This is a genomic window from Sporosarcina sp. P16b (genome assembly GCF_002743065.1).
In the GTDB taxonomy this organism is placed as follows: Bacteria; Bacillota; Bacilli; order Bacillales_A; family Planococcaceae; genus Sporosarcina.
Window position 1 is genome coordinate 170,014 of sequence record NZ_PDYO01000001.1, and the last position, 22,418, is coordinate 192,431.

The 22,418-nt window shown below is 40.3% G+C and carries 24 protein-coding genes; all 24 read left to right on the forward strand.

Features of this window, described 5'->3' with window-relative positions:
• Window positions 1-127: 127 nt before the first annotated feature.
• The 24 genes from sucC to fliL all read left to right on the forward strand — a co-directional run bounded on the left by sucC (window position 128) and on the right by fliL (window position 22,411).
• The gene (gene sucC / locus CSV77_RS00855; protein ID WP_099630904.1) at window positions 128-1,288 is read left to right on the forward strand and encodes an ADP-forming succinate--CoA ligase subunit beta; all 1,161 of its coding nucleotides are present in this window, start codon (window positions 128-130) and stop codon (window positions 1,286-1,288) included.
• A gap of 18 nt (window positions 1,289-1,306) precedes the next feature.
• Complete coding sequence (sucD, locus tag CSV77_RS00860) at window positions 1,307-2,209, forward strand: succinate--CoA ligase subunit alpha (RefSeq protein WP_099630905.1); 903 nt, start codon at window positions 1,307-1,309, stop codon at window positions 2,207-2,209.
• A gap of 73 nt (window positions 2,210-2,282) precedes the next feature.
• Window positions 2,283-3,161: a DNA-processing protein DprA gene (gene dprA / locus CSV77_RS00865; RefSeq protein ID WP_099671957.1), complete on the forward strand. Its 879-nt coding sequence runs from the start codon at window positions 2,283-2,285 to the stop codon at window positions 3,159-3,161.
• A 125-nt stretch (window positions 3,162-3,286) separates the two neighbouring features.
• Window positions 3,287-5,362 carry a type I DNA topoisomerase gene (topA, locus tag CSV77_RS00870; RefSeq protein WP_099671958.1) on the forward strand — a complete coding sequence of 692 codons (2,076 nt, stop codon included), beginning with the start codon at window positions 3,287-3,289 and terminating at the stop codon, window positions 5,360-5,362.
• A 43-nt stretch (window positions 5,363-5,405) separates the two neighbouring features.
• Complete coding sequence (gene trmFO / locus CSV77_RS00875) at window positions 5,406-6,716, forward strand: FADH(2)-oxidizing methylenetetrahydrofolate--tRNA-(uracil(54)-C(5))-methyltransferase TrmFO (RefSeq protein WP_099671959.1); 1,311 nt, start codon at window positions 5,406-5,408, stop codon at window positions 6,714-6,716.
• Between the two features lie 381 nt (window positions 6,717-7,097).
• Window positions 7,098-7,997, forward strand: a complete 900-nt coding sequence (gene xerC / locus CSV77_RS00880; RefSeq protein ID WP_099671960.1) for a tyrosine recombinase XerC — start codon at window positions 7,098-7,100, stop codon at window positions 7,995-7,997.
• 8 nt (window positions 7,998-8,005) lie between these two features.
• Window positions 8,006-8,545 carry an ATP-dependent protease subunit HslV gene (gene hslV / locus CSV77_RS00885; protein WP_099671961.1) on the forward strand — a complete coding sequence of 180 codons (540 nt, stop codon included), beginning with the start codon at window positions 8,006-8,008 and terminating at the stop codon, window positions 8,543-8,545.
• A 3-nt stretch (window positions 8,546-8,548) separates the two neighbouring features.
• Window positions 8,549-9,937 (forward strand): ATP-dependent protease ATPase subunit HslU, encoded by a 1,389-nt coding sequence (gene hslU / locus CSV77_RS00890; protein WP_099631029.1) that lies wholly within the window; start codon window positions 8,549-8,551, stop codon window positions 9,935-9,937.
• Window positions 9,938-10,023: 86 nt separating this feature from the next.
• Window positions 10,024-10,800, forward strand: coding sequence for a GTP-sensing pleiotropic transcriptional regulator CodY (gene codY, locus CSV77_RS00895; RefSeq protein WP_099630911.1), 777 nt, complete (start codon window positions 10,024-10,026; stop codon window positions 10,798-10,800).
• Between the two features lie 540 nt (window positions 10,801-11,340).
• A complete protein-coding gene (gene flgB / locus CSV77_RS00900; RefSeq protein ID WP_099671962.1) occupies window positions 11,341-11,730 on the forward strand; it encodes a flagellar basal body rod protein FlgB in 390 nt (129 codons plus the stop codon).
• A gap of 2 nt (window positions 11,731-11,732) precedes the next feature.
• Complete coding sequence (flgC, locus tag CSV77_RS00905) at window positions 11,733-12,194, forward strand: flagellar basal body rod protein FlgC (protein ID WP_099631030.1); 462 nt, start codon at window positions 11,733-11,735, stop codon at window positions 12,192-12,194.
• Window positions 12,195-12,224: 30 nt separating this feature from the next.
• Window positions 12,225-12,533 (forward strand): flagellar hook-basal body complex protein FliE, encoded by a 309-nt coding sequence (fliE, locus tag CSV77_RS00910; RefSeq protein ID WP_099630913.1) that lies wholly within the window; start codon window positions 12,225-12,227, stop codon window positions 12,531-12,533.
• A gap of 61 nt (window positions 12,534-12,594) precedes the next feature.
• Window positions 12,595-14,196, forward strand: coding sequence for a flagellar basal-body MS-ring/collar protein FliF (gene fliF / locus CSV77_RS00915; RefSeq protein WP_099671963.1), 1,602 nt, complete (start codon window positions 12,595-12,597; stop codon window positions 14,194-14,196).
• Window positions 14,197-14,209: 13 nt separating this feature from the next.
• A complete protein-coding gene (gene fliG, locus CSV77_RS00920; protein WP_085133234.1) occupies window positions 14,210-15,223 on the forward strand; it encodes a flagellar motor switch protein FliG in 1,014 nt (337 codons plus the stop codon).
• A complete protein-coding gene (gene fliH / locus CSV77_RS00925) occupies window positions 15,216-15,989 on the forward strand; it encodes a flagellar assembly protein FliH (RefSeq protein ID WP_158231995.1) in 774 nt (257 codons plus the stop codon). Before fliG ends, fliH begins: the two co-directional genes overlap by 8 nt.
• Window positions 15,986-17,326, forward strand: coding sequence for a flagellar protein export ATPase FliI (fliI, locus tag CSV77_RS00930; RefSeq protein ID WP_099630916.1), 1,341 nt, complete (start codon window positions 15,986-15,988; stop codon window positions 17,324-17,326). Before fliH ends, fliI begins: the two co-directional genes overlap by 4 nt.
• Window positions 17,323-17,775, forward strand: coding sequence for a flagellar export protein FliJ (fliJ, locus tag CSV77_RS00935; RefSeq protein ID WP_099635945.1), 453 nt, complete (start codon window positions 17,323-17,325; stop codon window positions 17,773-17,775). Before fliI ends, fliJ begins: the two co-directional genes overlap by 4 nt.
• 1 nt (window position 17,776) lies before the next feature.
• Window positions 17,777-18,388 (forward strand): MotE family protein, encoded by a 612-nt coding sequence (locus CSV77_RS00940; protein ID WP_099671965.1) that lies wholly within the window; start codon window positions 17,777-17,779, stop codon window positions 18,386-18,388.
• A gap of 28 nt (window positions 18,389-18,416) precedes the next feature.
• Window positions 18,417-19,748, forward strand: coding sequence for a flagellar hook-length control protein FliK (locus tag CSV77_RS00945; protein WP_158231996.1), 1,332 nt, complete (start codon window positions 18,417-18,419; stop codon window positions 19,746-19,748).
• A gap of 3 nt (window positions 19,749-19,751) precedes the next feature.
• Window positions 19,752-20,441 (forward strand): flagellar hook assembly protein FlgD, encoded by a 690-nt coding sequence (gene flgD, locus CSV77_RS00950; RefSeq protein ID WP_233212149.1) that lies wholly within the window; start codon window positions 19,752-19,754, stop codon window positions 20,439-20,441.
• A gap of 17 nt (window positions 20,442-20,458) precedes the next feature.
• Window positions 20,459-20,830, forward strand: coding sequence for a TIGR02530 family flagellar biosynthesis protein (locus tag CSV77_RS00955; RefSeq protein ID WP_099671967.1), 372 nt, complete (start codon window positions 20,459-20,461; stop codon window positions 20,828-20,830).
• Between the two features lie 83 nt (window positions 20,831-20,913).
• Entirely contained in the window at window positions 20,914-21,711 is a 798-nt protein-coding gene (gene flgG / locus CSV77_RS00960) for a flagellar basal body rod protein FlgG (protein ID WP_099671968.1), read from the forward strand.
• Window positions 21,712-21,765: 54 nt separating this feature from the next.
• The gene (locus tag CSV77_RS00965) at window positions 21,766-21,990 is read left to right on the forward strand and encodes a flagellar FlbD family protein (protein ID WP_085133241.1); all 225 of its coding nucleotides are present in this window, start codon (window positions 21,766-21,768) and stop codon (window positions 21,988-21,990) included.
• Entirely contained in the window at window positions 21,980-22,411 is a 432-nt protein-coding gene (gene fliL / locus CSV77_RS00970; RefSeq protein WP_099630922.1) for a flagellar basal body-associated protein FliL, read from the forward strand. Before CSV77_RS00965 ends, fliL begins: the two co-directional genes overlap by 11 nt.
• The last annotated feature ends 7 nt before the right edge of the window (window positions 22,412-22,418 follow it).

The following is a 22,418-nucleotide window of genomic DNA, read 5'->3' on the forward strand; positions in this document are numbered from 1 at the left end:
TTTAAATTGTTGGAAATTAAAGAATTTTGATTTGCAATAGCGATTCTTGGACAATCTGTGACAGTTTGATTACAATAAAGCAGTAGTTGAACATCAAGCAATTGTAAAACGAATGGAGGCAGTACGTATGAACATCCATGAATATCAAGGGAAGCAGTTATTGAGAGATTACGGAGTAGCTGTTTCAAAAGGCCGTGTCGCGTTTTCTCCAAAAGAAGCAATGGCAGTGGCAAAAGAGATCGGTACAGTACCTATTGTGGTAAAAGCCCAAATACATGCAGGTGGACGAGGTAAAGCAGGCGGAGTCAAAATTGTAAAAACTCTTGACGAAGTGCGTGCAGTAGCAGCCGATTTAATTGGCAAGCAACTCGTAACACACCAAACAGGTCCTAAAGGACAAGAAATAAAGCGTCTTCTTGTTGAAGAAGGAATTGATATCGAAAAAGAATTTTATATTGGTCTTGTCGTTGACCGCGCAACAGATCGAGTTACGTTGATGGGATCTGCAGAAGGCGGCGTGGAAATCGAAGAAGTGGCAGAAAATAATCCCGAAAAGATTTTCTATGAAGTAATCGACCCAGTAGTTGGATTGGTTCCTTTCCAAGCACGTCGTATGGCGTTTAATATGGAAATTCCTAGCAACTTAATCAATAAAGCAGTCAGCTTTTTCTTAGGTTTATATAAAGTGTTCAGCGAAAAAGATGCATCGATTGTTGAAATTAATCCTTTGGTTGTTACAAAAGACCAGCGTGTACTTGCATTGGATGCGAAATTCAACTTTGATGACAATGCTACATTCCGTCATAAAGATATTATGGAATTACGTGACTTTGATGAAGAGGATCCGAAAGAAATTGAAGCATCGAAGTATGACCTGAGTTATATTTCTCTTGACGGAAATATTGGTTGCATGGTAAATGGGGCCGGTTTAGCGATGGCTACAATGGATACGATCCATTACTACGGCGGAGAACCCGCTAACTTCTTAGATGTTGGGGGCGGTGCAAAGAAAGAAAAAGTAGCAGCCGCTTTCAAAATCATTTTATCCGATCCAAAAGTTAAAGGTATTTTCGTTAATATCTTTGGTGGAATAATGAAATGTGACGTAATTGCTGAAGGTGTTATTGAGGCAGCTAAAGAAGTTGGTCTTCAAGTACCTCTTGTCGTACGTCTTGAAGGAACGAATGTAGAACGTGGGAAAGCCTTGCTACAAGAATCCGGCATCAATATCGTTGCAGCGGATTCTATGGCAGAGGGCGCGAAAAAAATCGTTGAGTTGATAGGATAAGAAAGGCAGGTACAAATCATGAGTATTTATGTGAATAAAGATACAAAAGTAATTGTACAAGGAATTACAGGTTCCACTGCCCTGTTCCACACACAGCAAATGTTGGAATATGGTACGAAAATTGTCGCTGGCGTAACGCCTGGTAAAGGCGGTCAGACGGTGGAAGGTGTGCCGGTATTTGACACTGTGGAAGAAGCAGTAAAAGAAACAGGTGCAACAGTTTCCATTATTTATGTACCTGCACCGTATGCGGCAGATGCCATTATGGAAGGCGTCGATGCAGGACTAGACATGACTATCTGTATCACGGAGCATATTCCAGTCTTAGATATGATCAAAGTGAAACGTTATATGGAAGGCAAAAAGACACGATTGATTGGTCCAAACTGTCCAGGCGTTATTACGGCAGACGAGACGAAAATCGGTATTATGCCAGGTTATATTCATACTAAAGGGCATGTGGGCGTAGTTTCTCGTTCAGGTACATTGACTTATGAAGCAGTTCACCAGTTAACTCAAGAAGGCATTGGTCAAACTACAGCTGTCGGAATTGGTGGAGACCCGGTAAATGGTACAAACTTTATCGATGTCTTGGAAGCGTTCAATGAAGATCCAGAAACTTATGCAGTCGTCATGATCGGTGAAATTGGTGGTACTGCAGAAGAAGAAGCAGCCGCTTGGATCAAAGAAAATATGACGAAGCCTGTAGTAGGCTTTATCGGTGGTCAAACTGCACCTGAAGGCAAGCGTATGGGACACGCAGGTGCTATAATTTCCGGTGGTAAAGGTACAGCTGCTGATAAAATCAAAGCGCTACAAGCAGCGGATGTTCAAGTTGCAGATACACCTTCAGTCATAGGTGAAACGTTAATCAAAGTCCTGAAAGAAAAAGGACTATACGAGAAATGTAAAACGAAGTAAACTAAAAGGAGTAGCTTAATTGCTACTCCTTTTTTCGTGCTCTTGCTTGTAGTGTCGAACAAAGGAGAATTCGATGCTCTATACTAATCAACAACAACATTTACTGTACGTACATTATATCCATCCTGTACCTTTTAATCGTTTTACGAAGCTATTGCAGGAGAACCCTTTATTGGAGGATCTACATTCTTACTCAGCCCTTCAATGGTCGTATATTTTTAATTTGCCCATAGAAAGAACGAAGCAATTCCCAGCGAAATATAAAGAAATTTCCTGTCTCCCTATAGTAGATATGCTGAAGAAAAACCATGTGGTACCCATCACATACTATCATTCGAATTATCCCGAAGAATTAAAGCAATTATGTGATCCGCCATCGGTTCTTTATACGAAAGGGAATAGACTTTTATTGAAAAAACATCCCCGTGTTGGAATAATTGGCTCCCGTACAGCTACAAGCTATTCCAAAATGGCGCTGGAATTTATTGTGCCACCGCTCGTTGACCGTCAGATCCCAATTGTTTCAGGCTTAGCAGCCGGAGCTGACACGATGGCGCATCAAGCTGCGATCGACTATGGCGGGGAAACAATTGGCGTATTAGGTCATGGATTTTCTCACATGTATCCGAAAAGGAATCAAAAAATAGCTGAAGAAATGGCGGAAAATCATTTACTTGTAACGGAGTATCCACCATACTTTCCACCAGCCAAGTGGACATTTCCTATGCGCAATCGGATTATCAGTGGTTTATCTAACGTGCTAGTCATTACAGAATCTGTCGAAAGAAGCGGAACGATGAGTACCGTTGAGCATGCTCTCGATCATGGAAAAGAAATATTTGCAGTACCTGGTGCCATAGATTCTCCTCTTTCAGTAGGTCCAAATAAGCTGTTGGATGAAGGGGCCAAGCCGTTGTGGAGTGGTTATCAGATTATTGATTCTTTACTGTGATGGGGCATATCCTCTTTTTGGAAAATGTTTAAAAGGTTGCTTTATTTGAAAAACTGTTATACATTTTGCAACAGATATTCTTTTGCTGAATAAATATAAAGAAATCTCTCTGAGGAGGGAACGATATGGCAGATTACTTAGTAATAGTGGAATCGCCTGCTAAAGCGAAAACGATTGAACGTTACTTAGGAAAGAAGTATAAAGTCAGTGCATCACTCGGTCATTTACGCGATTTACCCCGCAGTCAAATGGGTGTAGATACCGAAAATAATTATGAACCGAAGTATATTACAATCCGAGGTAAAGGACCGATACTTCAAGATTTGAAAAAAGAAGCGAAAAAAGCGAAGAAAGTTTTCCTCGCAGCTGACCCGGATCGCGAAGGAGAAGCGATAGCTTGGCATTTATCACATCAATTAGGTGTAGATATAGAATCAGACTGCCGCGTGGTGTTCAATGAAATTACAAAAGAGGCAATTAAAGAATCATTTAAACACCCCCGTCCAATTGATATGGATTTAGTAGATGCGCAGCAAGCAAGAAGGATTTTGGATAGACTAGTAGGCTATAACATCAGTCCGATTCTTTGGAAGAAAGTTAAGAAAGGATTATCCGCGGGGCGTGTGCAATCAGTTGCTTTGCGTTTGATTATCGATCGGGAAAATGAAATCAATGCATTTGAGCCTGAAGAGTATTGGTCCATCACTTCACAATTCACTAAAGATGATAAAACGTTTGAAGGGCAATTTTACGGCGATGCAGTTGAAAAAGTGAAACTAACGAATCAAGAACAAGTGGAAAAAATCGTCAATTCGATAAAACCGGACGAATTCGAAGTATCCACAGTAGTGAAGAAAGAACGTAAACGTAATCCAGCGTTGCCGTTCACTACATCATCACTTCAGCAGGAGGCAGCACGCAAGCTGAACTTCCGCGCAAGGAAGACGATGATGCTTGCGCAACAATTATATGAAGGAATTGCGATTGGAAAAGAAGGTACAGTTGGTTTAATTACTTATATGCGTACCGACTCGACGAGAATTTCTGATACCGCAAGAGAAGAAGTGAAGTCATTCATCCATACGATGTACGGTGAAGAGTTTATTTCAACTAGTACGAAAAAAACGAAAGCTAAAGCAAAGACGCAGGATGCGCACGAAGCAGTAAGACCTACTTCAGCTATGCGTCCCCCGGATGCCATGAAAGCGTTTTTAACAAGAGACCAACATCGTCTTTATAAACTAATTTGGGAACGTCTCATCGCTAGTCAAATGGCACCGGCTGTTTTGGATACAGTGACTGCAGATTTCTTAAATGGAGATATCCGTTTTAGAGCATCGGGATCTCAAGTGAAATTCCCGGGGTTTATGAAAGTATATATTGAAGGCAATGATGACCAACAAGAAGAAAAAGAAAATATATTACCGCCACTTGAAGAAGGTGAGCGTATTAAATATGCAGACGTGGATCCGAAACAGCATTTCACACAGCCACCGCCTAGATATTCGGAGGCGCGTTTAGTGAAGACGCTTGAGGAGCTGGGTATAGGGAGACCTTCTACGTATGCACCTACTCTTGACACCATTCAAAAGCGTGGCTATGTCACACTAGATGCCAAGCGGTTTATTCCGACAGAACTTGGAGTAATCGTTCATCAGGCAGTTAATCAATACTTCCCTGATATCATTGACATCGAATTTACGAGGCAGATGGAACAACGTCTTGACCATGTGGAAGAAGGTACGATCGAATGGCGTACAGTGATCGATGATTTCTATCGTGATTTCGAAAAGCACGTAGAAGTAGCCGATGCCGAAATGGAAAAGATTGAAATCAAAGATGAGCCAGCGGGTGAAGATTGTGAGAAATGTAGTTCTCCAATGGTCTACAAGATGGGCCGTTACGGAAAATTCATGGCATGCTCCAACTTCCCAGATTGTCGTAATACGAAGGCCATTATCAAACCAATTGGTGTAAAATGTCCAAAGTGTAAAGAAGGCGAAGTCGTCGAGCGAAAAAGTAAGACGAAGAGAATATTCTTTGGTTGTGATCAATATCCTGAATGTGACTATGTTTCATGGGATAAACCAATCTCGAGACCGTGTCCGAAATGTCAGCACACAATGGTCGAAAAACGATTGAAAAAAGGTGTTCAAATCCAATGTACGGAATGTGATTATAAGGAAGAACCACAAAACTAGTAAGTTAGAAATAATTCAACATAATGAGAAAGAGGTAGTTGAAATGACGCAAATTGTAAATGTGATCGGTGCAGGGTTAGCTGGAAGTGAGGCAGCTTGGCAATTAGCTAATAGGGGAGTCCAAGTGAAATTATTCGAAATGCGTCCTGTGAAGCAAACCCCTGCCCATCATACAGATAAATTTGCGGAGTTAGTATGCAGTAACTCGTTACGTGCGAATAATCTGACAAACGCAGTAGGTGTCATCAAAGAAGAGATGCGCCAATTAAATTCATTGATTATTCAAGCGGCAGATAATTGCGCGGTACCTGCCGGCGGAGCGCTCGCAGTAGATCGACACGAATTCGCGGGCAACGTCACTAACAAGGTCCGGAATCATCCGAATATAGAAGTGATCAATGAAGAAGTGATAAAAGTACCGGAAGGGATTACGGTAATCGCATCTGGTCCATTAACATCTCCAGCATTAGCTGAAGAAATTAGACAGCTAACTGGTGAGGATTATTTATATTTCTATGATGCTGCGGCTCCCATCGTAGAGGCTGATTCCATTAATATGGATAAAGTTTATTTGAAATCACGCTATGATAAAGGTGAAGCAGCTTATTTAAACTGTCCTATGAACGCGGAGGAATTCGAGCGTTTCTATGAGGCTTTAACATCAGCTGAAGTGGCGCCTTTAAAAGATTTTGAGAAAGAACTTTACTTTGAAGGATGTATGCCAATTGAAGAGATGGCGAAGCGCGGTGTGAAAACGATGTTATTCGGTCCTTTAAAACCGGTTGGACTTGAAGACCCTAAAACAGGGAAAGAACCAATAGCAGTTGTTCAGTTACGCCAGGACAACGCAGCGGGAACATTATATAACCTAGTAGGATTTCAGACGCATCTAAAATGGGGAGCCCAGAAAGAAGTATTGAAACTGATACCTGGATTAGAAAATGTGGATATCGTACGTTACGGCGTAATGCATCGTAATACATTCATCAACTCCCCTAGAGTATTGAACTGCACATATCAACTGAAATCACAACCAACCATCCTATTTGCCGGTCAAGTAACAGGGGTAGAAGGCTATGTTGAATCAGCAGGATCAGGATTGATTGCAGGTATTAATGCGGCACAATTGGCAAAAGGCAAGAGACCGGTCCGATTTCCAAGAGAAACGGCACTTGGCAGCATGGCGCGTTATATTACGGAAGCTGACCCAAATAACTTCCAGCCGATTAACATCAACTTCGGATTATTCCCTGAGCTGAATAGGCGCTATAGAACAAAAGCCGAACGAGCGGACAAACATGCGACACGCGCATTGGATGCATTACAAGAATTTAAATCTACGACAAAATTATAAAAAACTTTACTTTAACAACTTAAAGACGAACTGAAGTTAGGACTCCATCTAATCGGAGTTTTATCTTCAGTTTTTTGTTGTGGTCGCATTGTGCAACTTTCTAGTTGGTATAACGTCTTACAATTAGGGAAATGATGAACAGTATGATAAATAATTACTTAGCATTAAAGTAATTTGACTGTTATGTGACGGAAATGGTTCTTTAATTTAAAAATGATAAAGAATCAGTTTTTCAAAGTTGCCCAATAATCCTTGCTAATGTATAGTGTGTAATGGACTACATTCGGCTTTGATAGTTTATATCGCACTATATATAATCAACAATCTTTCGTATTTTCAGGTGCACGTTGTACGATGATCAATTCGTATTGAGGTGATAAAATGATTCCTGAAATAAAACAATTGGCAGAAGAATATGTATCCTATATTCGACTAGAGAAAAACTACTCATCCTACACGGTCGCGGAGTATGAAAAAGACCTTCGGGATTTTTTATTGTTTCTGCAAGAAGAGGGAATTGGGAAGTTGGAAGACGTCGACTATCCTGTAGCTAGATTATATGTTACACGTTTATATGATCGTTCGTATGCAAGAACAAGCATTTCCAGGAAAATATCAGCCATTCGGTCATTTTTTACATTCATTAATGCTCGTTACGGGATTGAAGATCAAGCATTTCGATTATTGTATCATCCTAAGCAAGAAGAACGCCTTCCTGCTTTTTTCTATCAGCAAGAGTTGGAAAAGCTTTTTGAAGTTACGACGGGTGAGGATTTTCGCTCTTTGCGTGATCGTGCTTTACTCGAGTTGCTTTATGCGACGGGAATCCGTGTTGGGGAACTAGTAGAAATCGAAGTGCAAGATGTGGATCATTATTTAGGAATTGTAAAAGTAATGGGTAAAGGACGGAAAGAACGTTTTGTGCCATTTGGAAGTTTTGCAGGGGAAGCATTGCAGAACTATACAGACAGTAGTCGGCCACAATTGATAAAGCAAAAGAAGCATACAAAACTGTTTGTCAATTTACGTGGAGATCCTTTGACGGATCGTGGCGTGCGCTATGTATTAGATGACTTAATGAAGAGAGCGTCCTTGCATACTAATATTACGCCACATATGATTCGCCATACGTTTGCGACACATTTGCTTGGCGCAGGTGCGGATCTTCGGTCAGTACAAGAGCTACTGGGGCATAGCCATTTATCTTCAACTCAAGTCTATACCCATGTCACAAATGAACACTTACGCCAAACTTATTTACAAACGCACCCTCGTGCTTAGGAGGAACTATAATGAAATTTCATGCAACAACGATATTTGCTATTCATCATAATGGGCAATGTGCAATGTCAGGTGATGGGCAAGTGACGATGGGCGAGTCGGTCGTCATGAAACACACAGCGAAGAAAGTTCGTAGATTATTCAACGGCAAAGTCTTAGCTGGTTTTGCTGGTTCCGTAGCGGATGCATTTACGCTATTTGACTTATTCGAGGCTAAACTCAATGAATACGATGGAAATCTTCAACGCGCGTCAGTTGAACTTGCTAAAGAATGGCGTGGAGATCGGATCTTACGTAAGTTAGAAGCACTGTTACTCGTTATGGATGAAAATACACTATTACTTGTTTCAGGTACTGGTGAAGTAATAGAGCCGGATGATGGGGTATTGGCAATCGGTTCCGGAGGCAATTATGCACTAGCGGCTGGACGTGCACTGAAGAAACACAGCCATGAATTAACGGCGGAAGAAATAGCTAAAATTTCACTTGAGACAGCTGCCGATATTTGTGTGTTTACTAATCATAATATTATCGTGGAGGTGCTTTAAGTGATGAAGCAAGAAATGACTCCTAAAGCGCTAACAGCGTATTTAAATCGTTATATTATTGGGCAGGAAAAAGCTAAAAAGGCAGTTGCGGTTGCTATGCGTAATCGTTATCGTCGTATGCAATTGTCTGCTGAGGAACAAGAAGAGATCATTCCGAAAAACATTTTGATGATTGGACCTACTGGTGTCGGGAAGACAGAAATTGCTCGAAGAATTGCCAAGTTAATTCATGCACCTTTCGTAAAGGTCGAAGCAACAAAGTTTACGGAAGTCGGATATGTAGGACGAGATGTAGAGTCAATGATTCGCGATTTAACCGAAGTCGGAGTACGAATGGTAAAAGAAGATATGCGTGAAGCCGTAAAAGAGCAGTCCCAAAAGTTAGCGGAAGAACGTTTAGTAAAGCTATTGGTCCCTGAAGCGAAAAAGAATACTGAAGGTCAAAACCCTTTCGAAATGTTTTTCGGTCAAAAAACACAACCTGAACCCGAACAAAAAGAAGATCAATCCGAAATTAGACGAAAGCGTTCAGACATCGCTGAACAACTTGCGAATGGTAGCATCGAAGAAAAAATGGTGACGGTAGAAGTACAAGCGCAACAACCCTCTTTATTTGATGCGTTGCAAGGGTCTGGTATGGATCAAATGTCGGGTATGCAAGACGCCTTATCTTCGCTTATGCCGAAGAAGAAAATTCAGCGTCGCATGAAAGTAAAAGATGCAAGAATTGTACTGGAAGCGGAAGAAGCGGATAAGTTAATTGATCAAGATGAAGTGGCACGTAAAGGAATCGAATTAACTGAACAGGCGGGAATTATTTTCCTAGACGAGATGGATAAAATAGCAAGTAGCAATCAAAAGTCTTCTGGGGAAGTCTCCCGTGAAGGTGTACAACGTGATATTTTGCCGATTGTTGAAGGTTCTACAGTCACAACAAAGTATGGCGCTGTTAAGACAGATTATATATTGTTCATTGCTGCTGGAGCATTCCATATGTCGAAGCCGTCCGATATTATTCCTGAGTTACAAGGTAGATTCCCAATTCGTGTAGAATTGGACAAATTGAAAAAAGATGATTTTGAGCGCATACTACGTGAACCGGATTTTTCTTTATTAAAACAATATGAACGCCTTCTTGCAACGGAAGAGGTTGAAATTGAATTTACGGATGAAGCGATCAGTAAACTGGCTGAAATCGCATTTGAAGTAAATAATGAAACAGAAAATATTGGCGCAAGAAGATTGCATACGATTTTGGAGAAGTTGTTAGAGGATTTATCATTCGAAGCAGCAGAAATCGGACCTGCATCTATCAAGATTACACCAGCATACGTGGATGAAAAGCTGGATGGAATTGTAAAGAACAAAGATTTGTCACATTTTATTTTATAATGAAGACGTAATAGTTTATTTAACGATTGAAAACCTTTAGAATATTCATTAAAGTCAGAAGAAACCCTTGAGGAGGAACAATAGAAATGAGTTTATTAGTTAAAACAAGAAAAATCAATGCAATGTTACAAAAAGGTGCAGGCGGTCCTGTTAACTTTAAAGAGATGGCAGAAGAGCTGAGCGATGTAATTGATTGTAATGCGTTTATCGTGAGTAGAAAAGGTAAATTACTTGGTTTAGAAATTCATCACCAAATTGATAATGATCGCATGAAAAAGATGTTTGAAGATCGTAAATTTCCTGAAGAGTATACAACTCGTTTGTTCCAGATTAATGAAACATCTCCAAATATCGACATTGAGAGCGAACATACAGTATTCCCTGTCGAAAACAAAGAACTGTTCCAAGAAGGTTTAACTACGATCGTACCTATCATTGGTGGTGGCGAACGCTTGGGTACTTTGATTCTTGCGCGATTAAAAGATGGTTTTACTGAAGATGATCTAATCCTTGCTGAATATGGTGCAACAGTAGTAGGTATGGAAATCTTACGTGAAAAGTCCGAGGAAATTGAACATGAAGCGCGTAGCAAAGCGGTTGTACAAATGGCTATTAACTCATTGTCTTACAGCGAGCATGAAGCGATTGAGCATATCTTCAAAGAGTTAGACGGAAACGAAGGATTACTTGTAGCGTCTAAAATTGCCGATCGTGTAGGAATTACACGTTCAGTAATCGTCAATGCCCTTCGTAAACTTGAAAGTGCTGGCGTTATTGAATCGCGTTCTTTAGGAATGAAAGGTACGTACATTAAAGTATTGAACGATAAATTCCTAGAAGAGCTTGAAAAACACAATTCATAATACGACTACCAATTGAAAGATAAGTGATTAGAAACTGAAGGAACTTCCGTCATTACGGATTTTCTTCAGTTTTTTATTTTTCTCAATAAATAAACACTTTTACTGAACCGGACTCATCTTGTTTTGTATATTATGTAGGGAATATTCACTCAGTTATTAAAATGAGTAGAAGGGAGGATAGTGGGGAAATTTATAATATTTGATATCGCACTTTAATTTACATAATACGACAAATTATGCCAAAGAAACTCAAAGTAACATATAAAACAGCACTTACTAATTATATGTAAAACGAATTTATATGATACTAAGTAATTAGTAGTAATGTATTTATTACTATGAAATATATAAAGTAGTTACTTTATACTATAAAAAATATTATAAAACATTGGACAAAAATCATTAGTCTCCGCTACAATAGAGTAGTAGAAAAATAAGGAATAATTTTATCGAAAATAGTATTAAAGAATAGTATGGTATAAGTAGAATTCTGATTAAAACCGCGAAAAATGGACTAAATGAGGGAAGGGTGGGGAAACGATGGAGATTTATGGTGGTACCATCAACCTGCTTGAAAAAGGATTGAATTACTCATCTGCGAAAGGGAAAGCAATTTCGCAAAATATAGCGAATGTAGACACACCCAACTATAAAACTAAAAATGTTAACTTTAAAGAAGTGTTTTCTAATGAGAATAGTAAAGTTCTAGAAGCATATAAGACCGACTCCAAGCATTTAGACTTTACACATTCTATGCCAAGTAAAACATTCGACATATCAAACTTCCGTTACCGACAAGATCGCAATGGCGTGGATATGGACAAACAACAGGCAGACTTAGCGGCAAATCAAATTTATAATTCCGCGCTAATAGAGCGATTAAATGGGAAATTCAATTCATTACAAAGTGTTATTAAAGGGGGACGTTGATGATGAGTATATTTCATAGTCTGAATTCATCGGCTTCTGCATTGACTGCTCAACGCTTACGTATGGATGTCATTTCTTCAAATATGGCGAATGTTGATTCAACTCGGGCCAAGCAAGTAGATGGCGAGTGGCAGCCGTATAGAAGAAAAACCGTCACGTTACAACCGAAGGAAGGACAGTTTTCTTCATTTTTGCAAGCGGCAAAGGGAGTTCACTCACATGGGAATGCAGGAAATGGAGTGGCCGTAACACGTGTGAAAGAAGATCGGGAGACACCGTTCAAATTGGTATTTGATCCCTCTCATCCAGATGCGAATGAAGAAGGGTATGTGGAAATGCCAAATATCGACCCTTTACGCGAAATGATTGATTTAATGTCTGCAACTAGATCGTATGAAGCGAATGTAACAGCGTTGAATGCAAATAAATCTATGTTAATGAAAGCATTGGAGATCGGAAAATAATATACTAGTATTCTATTAGGAGTGAACTAGATGGCAATACAATCAATTACAGGTGCTATGCCTGCTATGTCAATCCAGCAACCTGAAGTTAAAGCACAAAAAACACCTTTTGAAGCTCAACAGAATTTCTCGGCAATGTTAAACGACGCGATTCATCAAGTAAATGAAACACAAAAGGTCTCGGATACTATGACAGCAAAACTTGTAAAAGGTGAAGATGTCGATTTACATAATGTGATGATCTCGGCACAAAAGGCGAGTATCGCATTCAATGCAACAATGGAAGTGCGTAATAAAGTGGTAGAAGCATACCAAGAAATCATTAGAATGCCTGTCTAATTGATAGAAAGCACTAGGCGTAAATGGAATTGCGCCTAGTGAGGCTGACCGGGGGATTAGAATGAAAGAAAGATTGACAAAGCTCAGGGCGGATCTCAAAGCTTTCTGGGGAAGTCGAACAAAGAATCAAAAAAATATATATATAACGATAGCGGCTGGCATTATTGCGCTGGCGGTTTTTTTAACAATGACTATGTCCCGTACTACATATGTAACGCTTTATTCAGAAGTGTCGCCATCTGAGATTGGACGTATAAAAGAAGTCTTAGATGGACAAGGAGTACCATACCTGGTGGAACCGGGCGGTACTGCAATTTCGGTACCTGAAAAACAACTGGATAATCTACGTGTATCACTAGCGGCAGAAGGATTTCCAGATTCCGGTCTAATCGATTATTCATTCTTCTCGGATAATGCGGGGTTTGGTACTACCGATAATGAATTTAATATGATTAAGCTTGCTGCGATGCAAACAGAATTAGCTAATCTAATAAAGGGTATAGAAGGTATTAAGGACGCAAAAGTAATGCTTACCTTACCGACAGAGGGAATTTTCGTAAATGACACAACATCAGAAGCTAGTGCAGCGATCATGTTAAAGACGAATCCCGGACAAAATTTTTCAGAGCAACAAATTACAGCACTTTATAATTTAGTATCAAAGAGCTTGCCTAATCTATCTAATGAGAATATCGTCATCCAGAACCAATATTTTGAGTACTTTGATCTAAAAGATTCAGGAAATTCTTACGGGGCTAATGTGACGGATCAAATGGACGTGAAAAAGACGATCGAGCGTGACTTACAACGACAGGTTCAAATGATGCTCGGTACGTTGATGGGACAAGATAAAGTAGTTGTGTCTGTTACGACAGATATCGACTTTAAGAAAGAACAACGTGAAGAGAACCTTGTGACGCCTGTCGATCCAGAAAACATGGAAGGTATTGCATTAAGTGTACAACGGATAACTGAATCATTCTCGGGTACGAATCCTGCAGTAGGCGGTACACCTGAAGCGGAAGATCCGACTGATAGTCGTACTACGTATGTTGAAGGTGAAGGCGGAAACGGTGATTACGAACGTCTAGAAGAAACAATTAATAATGAAGTAAATAGAATTAGAAAAGATATAGTAGAGAGCCCATACAAGATAAGTAATATCGGTATACAAGTTATGATTGAACCGCCTACTGCTGATGATCCAACTTCATTGGCTCCAGAAGTGCGACAAGATGTTGAACGAATTTTAGAGACAATAGTACGTACTTCATTGGACAAGGAAGTAGCTGGAGAATTAACCGATGAAATACTAGCTGAGAAAATAGCCGTTTCGGTTCAACCGTTAAAAGGGAAAAACGTTGCGTTTGAAGATACTAAGACTGTCATCCCTTGGTGGGTATATTTGATTGGCGGTGTCTTGCTACTTGCAGTCATTGTTCTTGTTGTACTGTTCGTGCGCAAGAGACGCAACGAAGCAGAAATGGAAGAAGAGTTGGCAATGGAACAAGCTCAGACTCAATTTGATTCAGTACAAGTCGATGACATCAATATGGAACAAGAGACAGAAGCGACAGCTCGTAGAAAACAACTAGAAAAAATGGCTAAAGATAAACCAGAAGAGTTTGCGAAATTATTGCGAACATGGATCGCCAAGGAGTAACGGAGGGGTTTAGTTGGTTAAGAAAGATAAAGACATGTCAGGAAAACAAAAAGCTGCTCTTTTGCTTATCTCATTGGGGCCTGAGGTGTCGGCTTCAGTCTATAAGCATTTGAATGAAGAAGAGATTGAGCAACTGACGTTGGAGATTTCCGGTGTGAAAAAAGTGGAATCCTCTGTAAAAGAAGAAATTATTGAAGAATTTCATAATATCGCTCTTGCGCAGGATTATATTTCTCAGGGTGGGATTGGCTATGCCAAGACTGTACTTGAAAAAGCACTCGGAAAAGAACATGCCCAAGCAATCATTAACCGTCTGACATCTTCACTCCAAGTGCGACCGTTTGATTTTGCAAGACGCGCGGAACCATCGCAAATACTAAATTTTATCCAAAATGAACATCCGCAGACAATTGCATTAATTTTGTCTTATTTGGAAGCGGAGCAAGCGGGATTAATCTTGTCGCAGCTTCCGCAAGAAATGCAAGCGGATATTGCCAAACGAATAGCTACTATGGAATCAACCTCACCGGAAGTAATCAGTGAGATAGAAGCAGTACTTGAACGAAAATTATCATCTACTGTAACTCAAGACTTTACCGAAACAGGTGGCGTAGACGCAGTCGTTGAAGTGTTAAATGGCGTAGATCGTTCAACAGAGAAAACGATTCTGGATGCTCTTGAAATTCAAGATCCTGAGCTAGCCGAAGAAATTCGCAAAAGAATGTTTGTTTTCGAAGATATTATCACGTTGGATAACCGCTCAATTCAACGTGTCATCCGTGACTGTGAAAATGAAGACTTGATTTTAGCGATGAAAGTATCCAGTGAAGAAGTGAAAGATATATTATTCAAGAACATGTCACAACGTATGGCAGAATCTTTCAAGGAAGAAATGGATGTAATGGGTCCTGTTCGACTTCGTGACGTGGAGGAAGCGCAATCTCGAATTGTAGGGATCATTCGCAGACTTGAAGATGCCGGAGAAATCATCATAGCGCGTGGTGGAGGAGATGACATCATTGTCTAATCTGTTTCGTTCCGAGCGAACTGTAATGAATCAACGTCCCACAAAAGCAATATCCATACGCAATTTGCAATCGATGGAACCCGCTGAGACAGTGGAGGAGCCAGTTAGCACAGGCGAGATGTTCATGGAACGCAATCGCTTGTTGCAAGAGATGGAGCAACGAAAGAATATTGTAGATACCGAAATTAAACAGCGATTGGATCAAGCAGCAGCGGATATCGAATCGATGCATGCAGCTTGGGAGAGTGAAAAAGAGGAACTGCAACAACGGGCATATGACGAAGGGTTTCAAGTCGGATTCGATGATGGGCGCAATAAAGCAATAGCGGAAATGCGTGAAATGGTAGAGGCTGCGAACGAAACTACTACATTATCTTACGAGAACGCAACGCAATATTTAATCAATCAAGAACGAGTAATTTTAAATATCGGAATGCACTCGGCGGAACGAATAATTAATAAAGCGTTAGAGGAAGACGACGAGACCTATTTATCAATCGTACGTAAAGGGATTAAGGAAGCACAAGAGAGCAAAGAGGTAAAATTATTCGTACCGACTGAACAGTTTAAAATGGTAACGACACATCGCTCTGAACTTGCTTCAATCTTTCCGCCCGAAACTCCATTCCTTATTTTTGTCAATGAAGATTTCAATGCAACAGATTGTTTTATCGAAACGAACCATGGTCGAATCGTAGTGAGTGTAGATGAGCAACTGAATGAACTGAAAGTGCAATTGGTGAAAATCATGGAAGATGGTGTGTGAATTTGAAGAAAGCCGAAGATTTAATTCCAATCATTCCAAACATCAACACATTGAAAAAATATGGTCGGGTAATACGGGTTGTAGGATTATTAATAGAATCTGAAGGTCCTGAATCGTCGATCGGAGATGTATGTTTCATCCATTTAAATGTTCCTGAAGGGGGACGTTCTCTAATTCAAGCAGAAGTTGTAGGATTTAGGGAAGAAATTGTCATGCTGATGCCTTACACCGATATACGCAATATTTCAAGTGGCTGCTTAGTCGAAACATTAGGTAAGCCTCTTGAAGTGAAAGTAGGTATGAATCTATTGGGAAAAGTCCTCGACTCTTTGGGGAAACCTATTGATTCAAGCGCGTTACCTAAAGGTTTGGCAACTGTTCGTACAGAAAACAGTCCACCGAACGTTTTGACACGTCCTACTATTAACGACAAGTTAGCTGTAGGGGTGAAAGCCATCGATGGAATGTTAACGGTGGGTAGCGGTCAGCGTGTAGGGATTTTCGCAGGTTCGGGTGTTGGTAAAAGTACATTGTTAGGGATGATTGCACGCAATACAGAAGCGGATATTAACGTTATCGCCCTTATAGGAGAACGTGGCCGGGAAGTCCGTGAGTTTATCGATAGAGACCTAGGACCAGAAGGTTTAAAAAGAACAATCGTAGTTGCAGCGACTTCTGATCAGCCCGCACTTATGCGAATTAAAGGCGCCATGACAGCAACTGCTATTGCAGAGTACTTCCGGGATAAAGGTCTGAACGTTATGTTGATGATGGACTCCGTCACACGCGTAGCCATGGCGCAGCGTGAGATTGGTCTAGCGGTAGGTGAACCGCCTGCAACGCGAGGCTATACGCCTTCTGTTTTCGCTATTCTACCAAAATTATTAGAACGTAGTGGAACTAATGAAAAAGGAGCGATCACTGCATTCTACACAGTGCTAGTTGATGGTGATGATATGAATGAGCCGATAGCGGATGCTGTGCGAGGCATTCTTGACGGTCATATAGTCTTGGATCGTACGCTTGCCAATAAAGGTCAGTACCCCGCGATCAATATTTTGAAAAGTGTCAGTCGTCTGATGAATCACATTGCAGATCCTGACCATTTAAAAGCGGCCGCAAAATTACGCGAACTGTATTATGCCTACGATAAATCTGAGGACTTAATTAATATTGGTGCATATAAAAAAGGGACGTCACGCGAAATCGATGAAGCGATTGAATATGAACCAATCATTACCGACTTTCTAAAACAGAAATTTAATGAGAATATTCAATTAGAGGATACGGTAAATGAAATGATTGCGTTAGCTTCTGGAGGAGGAGAACGTAGATGACTTCTTTCCATTATCGTTTTGATAAAGTGCTGAATTTACGGGAACAAGAACGTGATGAAACAGAAATGGCTTATAAAGAGGCGATTGAAGAATTTGAAAAAATCGCAACACAACTGTATGACCAGATGAAAAAGAAAGAAACAGTCTTAGAAGAACAGCAACAACGAATGACAACAGGTTTTTCCATCGATGATTTGCACAGTTACTCCCGATTCATTAATACACTTGACCTAACGATTGATCATATTCAGCAAGAAGTGATGAAGTCTCGTTCGAAAATGAATTGGTATGAATCACAATTGCTGGAGAAAAATATCGAAGTGAAGAAGTTTGAAAAAATGAAGAAAATTGGGAAAGAACAATATGATGCCGAAATGGAACACGTAGAGATAAATCGAATTGACGAACTATCGACGATGAAGTTTCGTTCAAGAGAAGACGGGTGGTAAAGTGGCTAAATTGAAAATGAAAAAAGAGGCTGAAGAATCAGTTGAAAGGCAAAGCAAAAAGTCTATTGGCTTTTTCCAAATATTGCTCGCCTGGATCATCATACCTCTTATGTTCACAACGGCTGTCGTTTTAATCATAGCCAAAGTAGCTGATGTAAACGTCTTTGATCAGGCGAAAGAGTGGACGTCAAAAGTTCCATTCCTTGAACAAAAAGCACCTGATGAAAAGGTCGAAGGAGATCTAATATTGGAGGAACGGGTCATTTCTCTTCAAGCAGAGATTCAAGAAAAAGAAGCGCAATTATTTGAAGTTCAAGATGAACTTACACAAGTAAAAGATTCGAACGAAACGCTTGTAATAGAAAAAGAAAAATTGAATGAAGAAATCGAAAAATTAAAACTAGCGCAAAGTGAATCTAAGCGTGATTTCAAAGAAATTATAACGACTTACGAGCAAATGTCGGCCAAATCTTCAGCTCCTGTTATTACAAAAATGGGAGATGCGGAAGCTGTCCAAATATTATCTAGTCTAAAGCCCGCTACTTTAGCAGCTATCCTAGAGAAAATGTCCCCTGAAGATGCAGCTAAATATACTTCTATGCTTACAAAGTAGTATAATAGCAATTGAGGGAGGTGAAAAAGTGAATTTAGGACTATTAATGAATGTGAGTTCTTCAGGCATGCCTTTGAAATCATCTATTTCTCCAGTTAATAATAAGAGTGAAGGATTTGGAAGTGTGTTTCAGGGTCTCATGTCTGCTATTTCTGTTCCGGCGAAGCAACAAATAGTGGGTACTAATTCAGAGCTAACTACATTAGTAGAAGATGTTCTCAACACCGACTCCTTAGAAAAGTTGGAAGGAATGGTTGAGGCGTTGAAGCAATCTGTTAAGTCACCCGTTGTAGCGCAGTTATTAAAAGAGTCTAGACTGCATCAATCACAGTTAGTAAATGAAGATGTTGAAATAAAATTAACGGATATAGTAAGTCTGCAGAAGTTTCCTAGTCTGCAACAATTAGCACAACTAATCAGTGAAGGACCTGATAAACTAATAGAAACGACTACAAACGTCCTAGAAGATGCCGGTATGACCAAAGAACAATTTGATCAGTTGGCAGCAACAGGAGACATATGGTTTATGCTCGATGTATTACAGCAATTACCCACTGAAAATATTAAAGAAGCTATGGGACAATTACCGCCAAAATTCGCAGTAGAATTGATCGCATTGCTTAAAGCAGTTGAACTGGCAGCAGCTAAGATGGATTTGTTTACAAAGCAAGTAGATCTCGTGAAAACGATCCAGCCGATTTTTTCACAAATCGCAAGTCAGTTAGAACAAAAGATCATACAACCTGAAGTGAAACACACTGTACAAATTCCATCGATTATGCAAAACTTCATTCGAATTTCGACAGAACAAATGAGCGCAGATACCGAGCAGCAAAATCACCAGTCAAAGCCAAGTGAAACAGTGGCTCCATTGTCAGCTGTCGCTACTACTGAAACTAGACCAGTATTCCAAATGAATGCTACAGAGAAAGTACCGGAAAGCCGAAGTGAGGCATTGATGCGGGAATTCCAAGCCATTTTGAACCGAGCAAACTTTGGCCAGACGAATGGAATGAATCGCATTTCAGTCAAACTGTATCCGGAACATCTCGGACAAATTCGTATTGAATTATTGGAGGTAAACGGTGTAATGACTGCGAGAATCTTGGCATCTACTGCGATGGCACGTGAAATGCTCGATAGCCAGATGCATCAGTTGCGTCAAGCTTTCAATCAACAAAATCTGCAAGTTGACCGAATTGACCTATCACAAACGCTGCAAGATCCATCGAAGAGCGATCGAGAACAGGCATTCAATAAGCAGAATCACCAACAAAAAGAACAAGCTACCGAACAAAATGAAAATCCGGATGAACAAGAACAAACATTCCAAGAATTCATGATTGAATTGGAGGCGTAAAAATTGCCAGAAGGAACAAATTCAGCAACAACGAAAAATGCGATTACTGAATCGATGTATTTAGTCAACAAGCAACGAGATCAACGGAAAACAGGACCCGATACGATGGGGAAAGACGCTTTTATGAAAATCTTAATTGCCCAGATGGCTAACCAAGATCCAACCAATCCGATGAAAGATACCGAGTTTGTCGCACAAATGGCACAATTTTCATCATTGGAACAAACCATGAACTTGGCAAAAGCATTTGAAAAGTTCGCGGATTCACAAAACCAGAGTCAGTTAATTCAGTACAATAGCTTTGTAGGTAAAGAAATTCGTTGGCATGAAGTATCAGATAAAAAAGGTCAAGACGACAAGCCGATTATTAATGAAGGGACTGGCGTTATACAGTCTATTAAGTATATGAATGGTTCAGTAATCTTTACGATGGCGGATGGCAAAGAACTCTCGCCTGGAAACATTTCGGAAGTAATGGGAAATGGATCTAGTTCAGGAACTGGAGCAGTCGGTCAACCAAGCAGCCTAGTACAAGCCAGTATGTTAATTGGTAAGACAATAGGCTATATGGAAGGCGAAGAAGAACGTACAGGGAAAGTCGTATCGGTTACGAATAAAGAAGGTAGTCTGCATTATGTGTTGCAAGACGGCACGAAAATTGAAGGAAATCAATTTACTACTATAAGTGAATAATTGAATGGGGCGATGTTATGAACAAGATTGATATCCATCGCATTCCATCACCACCACCCATACGCCAAGGACAAATACAAGCACAGTCAAAGCAGTCATTTCTCGAACATTTACAGCAAGCAACGCAGCCTGAAAAACTAAAGATTAGTAAACATGCTAACGATCGGCTGCAAGAACGAGGCATTCAAATGACCGATGCAGAATGGGCGCACATCTCAGAGAAAGTAGACGAGGCGAAGAGGAAGGGAATCCGCGATTCACTCGTGTTGACTGATCAAGCCGCACTCATTGTCAGTGCAAAAAACTCAACTGTCATCACCGCGATGAACCGCATGGAAGCGAAGGACCAACTATTTACGAATATTGACGGCACGATACTACTCAGCTAAACACGGCAGGACCTTAACAGGATGCCATCGCACCGCCGACTGACTGACGCGGTGCACTCTAAAACCGAGAGGGGAAACTATTTATGATTCGCTCAATGTACTCAGGAATTTCTGGATTAAAAAATTTCCAAACTAAGTTGGATGTAATTGGTAATAATATTGCTAACGTGAATACGTATGGCTTTAAGAAAGGGCGTACGGTTTTTAAGGATTTGTATTCTCAGACTGTGGCGGGGGCAAGTGGACCTGGAGATAATAGAGGTGGTGTGAATCCAAAACAAGTGGGGTTAGGTTCACAACTAGCTGCTATTGATACTATGCACAGTCCAGGATCTACACAATTTACAGGGAACACTTTAGATTTAGCTATTGAAGGCGACGGCTTTTTTGTAGTTGAAGATGGAAATGGTGAAAATCTATATACTCGTGCAGGAAACTTTTATCTTGACAAAGATGGAAATATTGTCGATGGAGATGGAAGATATCTTTCTAAAGACGGTGGAGGTCCAATCAAAGTCCCACTAGAAGCGACATCACTTTCAATTGGGCAAGATGGAGTAGTTAAATATGTATTGGATGGATCTTTAGAAGGTGAAGATGTCGTAGCATTAGCCAAATTCTCAAATCCAGGTGGTTTAACAAAAATTGGTGGAAATTTATTTCAAGAAAGTGCTAACTCAGGAGAAGCGGTAGATGGGACAGGAGCTCCACTAGAAGAAGGCCGCGGTGCAATCAAATCCGGCTCCCTAGAAATGTCCAACGTGGACCTATCCGAAGAATTCACAGAAATGATTGTTGCACAACGTGGTTTCCAAGCCAACACACGGATTATCACGACTTCAGACGAAATCTTACAAGAACTAGTAAACTTGAAACGATAACATAGTATAGTTTGAGAAGGAGGGTCGGGCCGGCCTTGGCCTGGCCCCTTACATATGATTAAAGTGACGAGATTGAATCGAACGACTTTTACGTTAAACGCATTGTACATAGAGAGAGTCGAGTCGTTTCCAGATACGACCATCACGTTGACGACTGGGTCAAAATATGTCGTGCTTGATTCAGCTGACGAAGTAAATAACCGAATCATTGAATTTTATCAAGCGGTCCAGCTGCTATCCAATCCGCATATCCGAGGTGATGAAGAAGATGAAGAATAAATTATTGACGATTTCATTGATTATCTTAGTGAGTATTACGTTGATCGGTGTCGTGGCGGTCGTATTGATATTGAATTTCAATAAGGATAGTGACGGAGAGGAAAAAGCACCGTCAATTGATGAAATTATTGAGGCGTCAGTGGATATGGAAGAAATTACGACGAATTTGTCTGGCCGTAATTTTGTCCGTATATCCCTAAAAATCCAGACAGACAGTAAAAAAGCAGCGGAGGAATTAACGAAGCGTGATTTCCAAGTGAAGAACCTCGCTATTCAAGAACTGTCTGAAATGACAGCGAAAGACCTTGAAGGAAAAGCAGGGAAACAGCAATTTGAAGATACTATAAAAGCGAAGCTAAACGAGCTGATGCAAGATGGTGAAATACAGAAGGTGTATATTGTCTCATATATCATCCAGTGACGGCCGG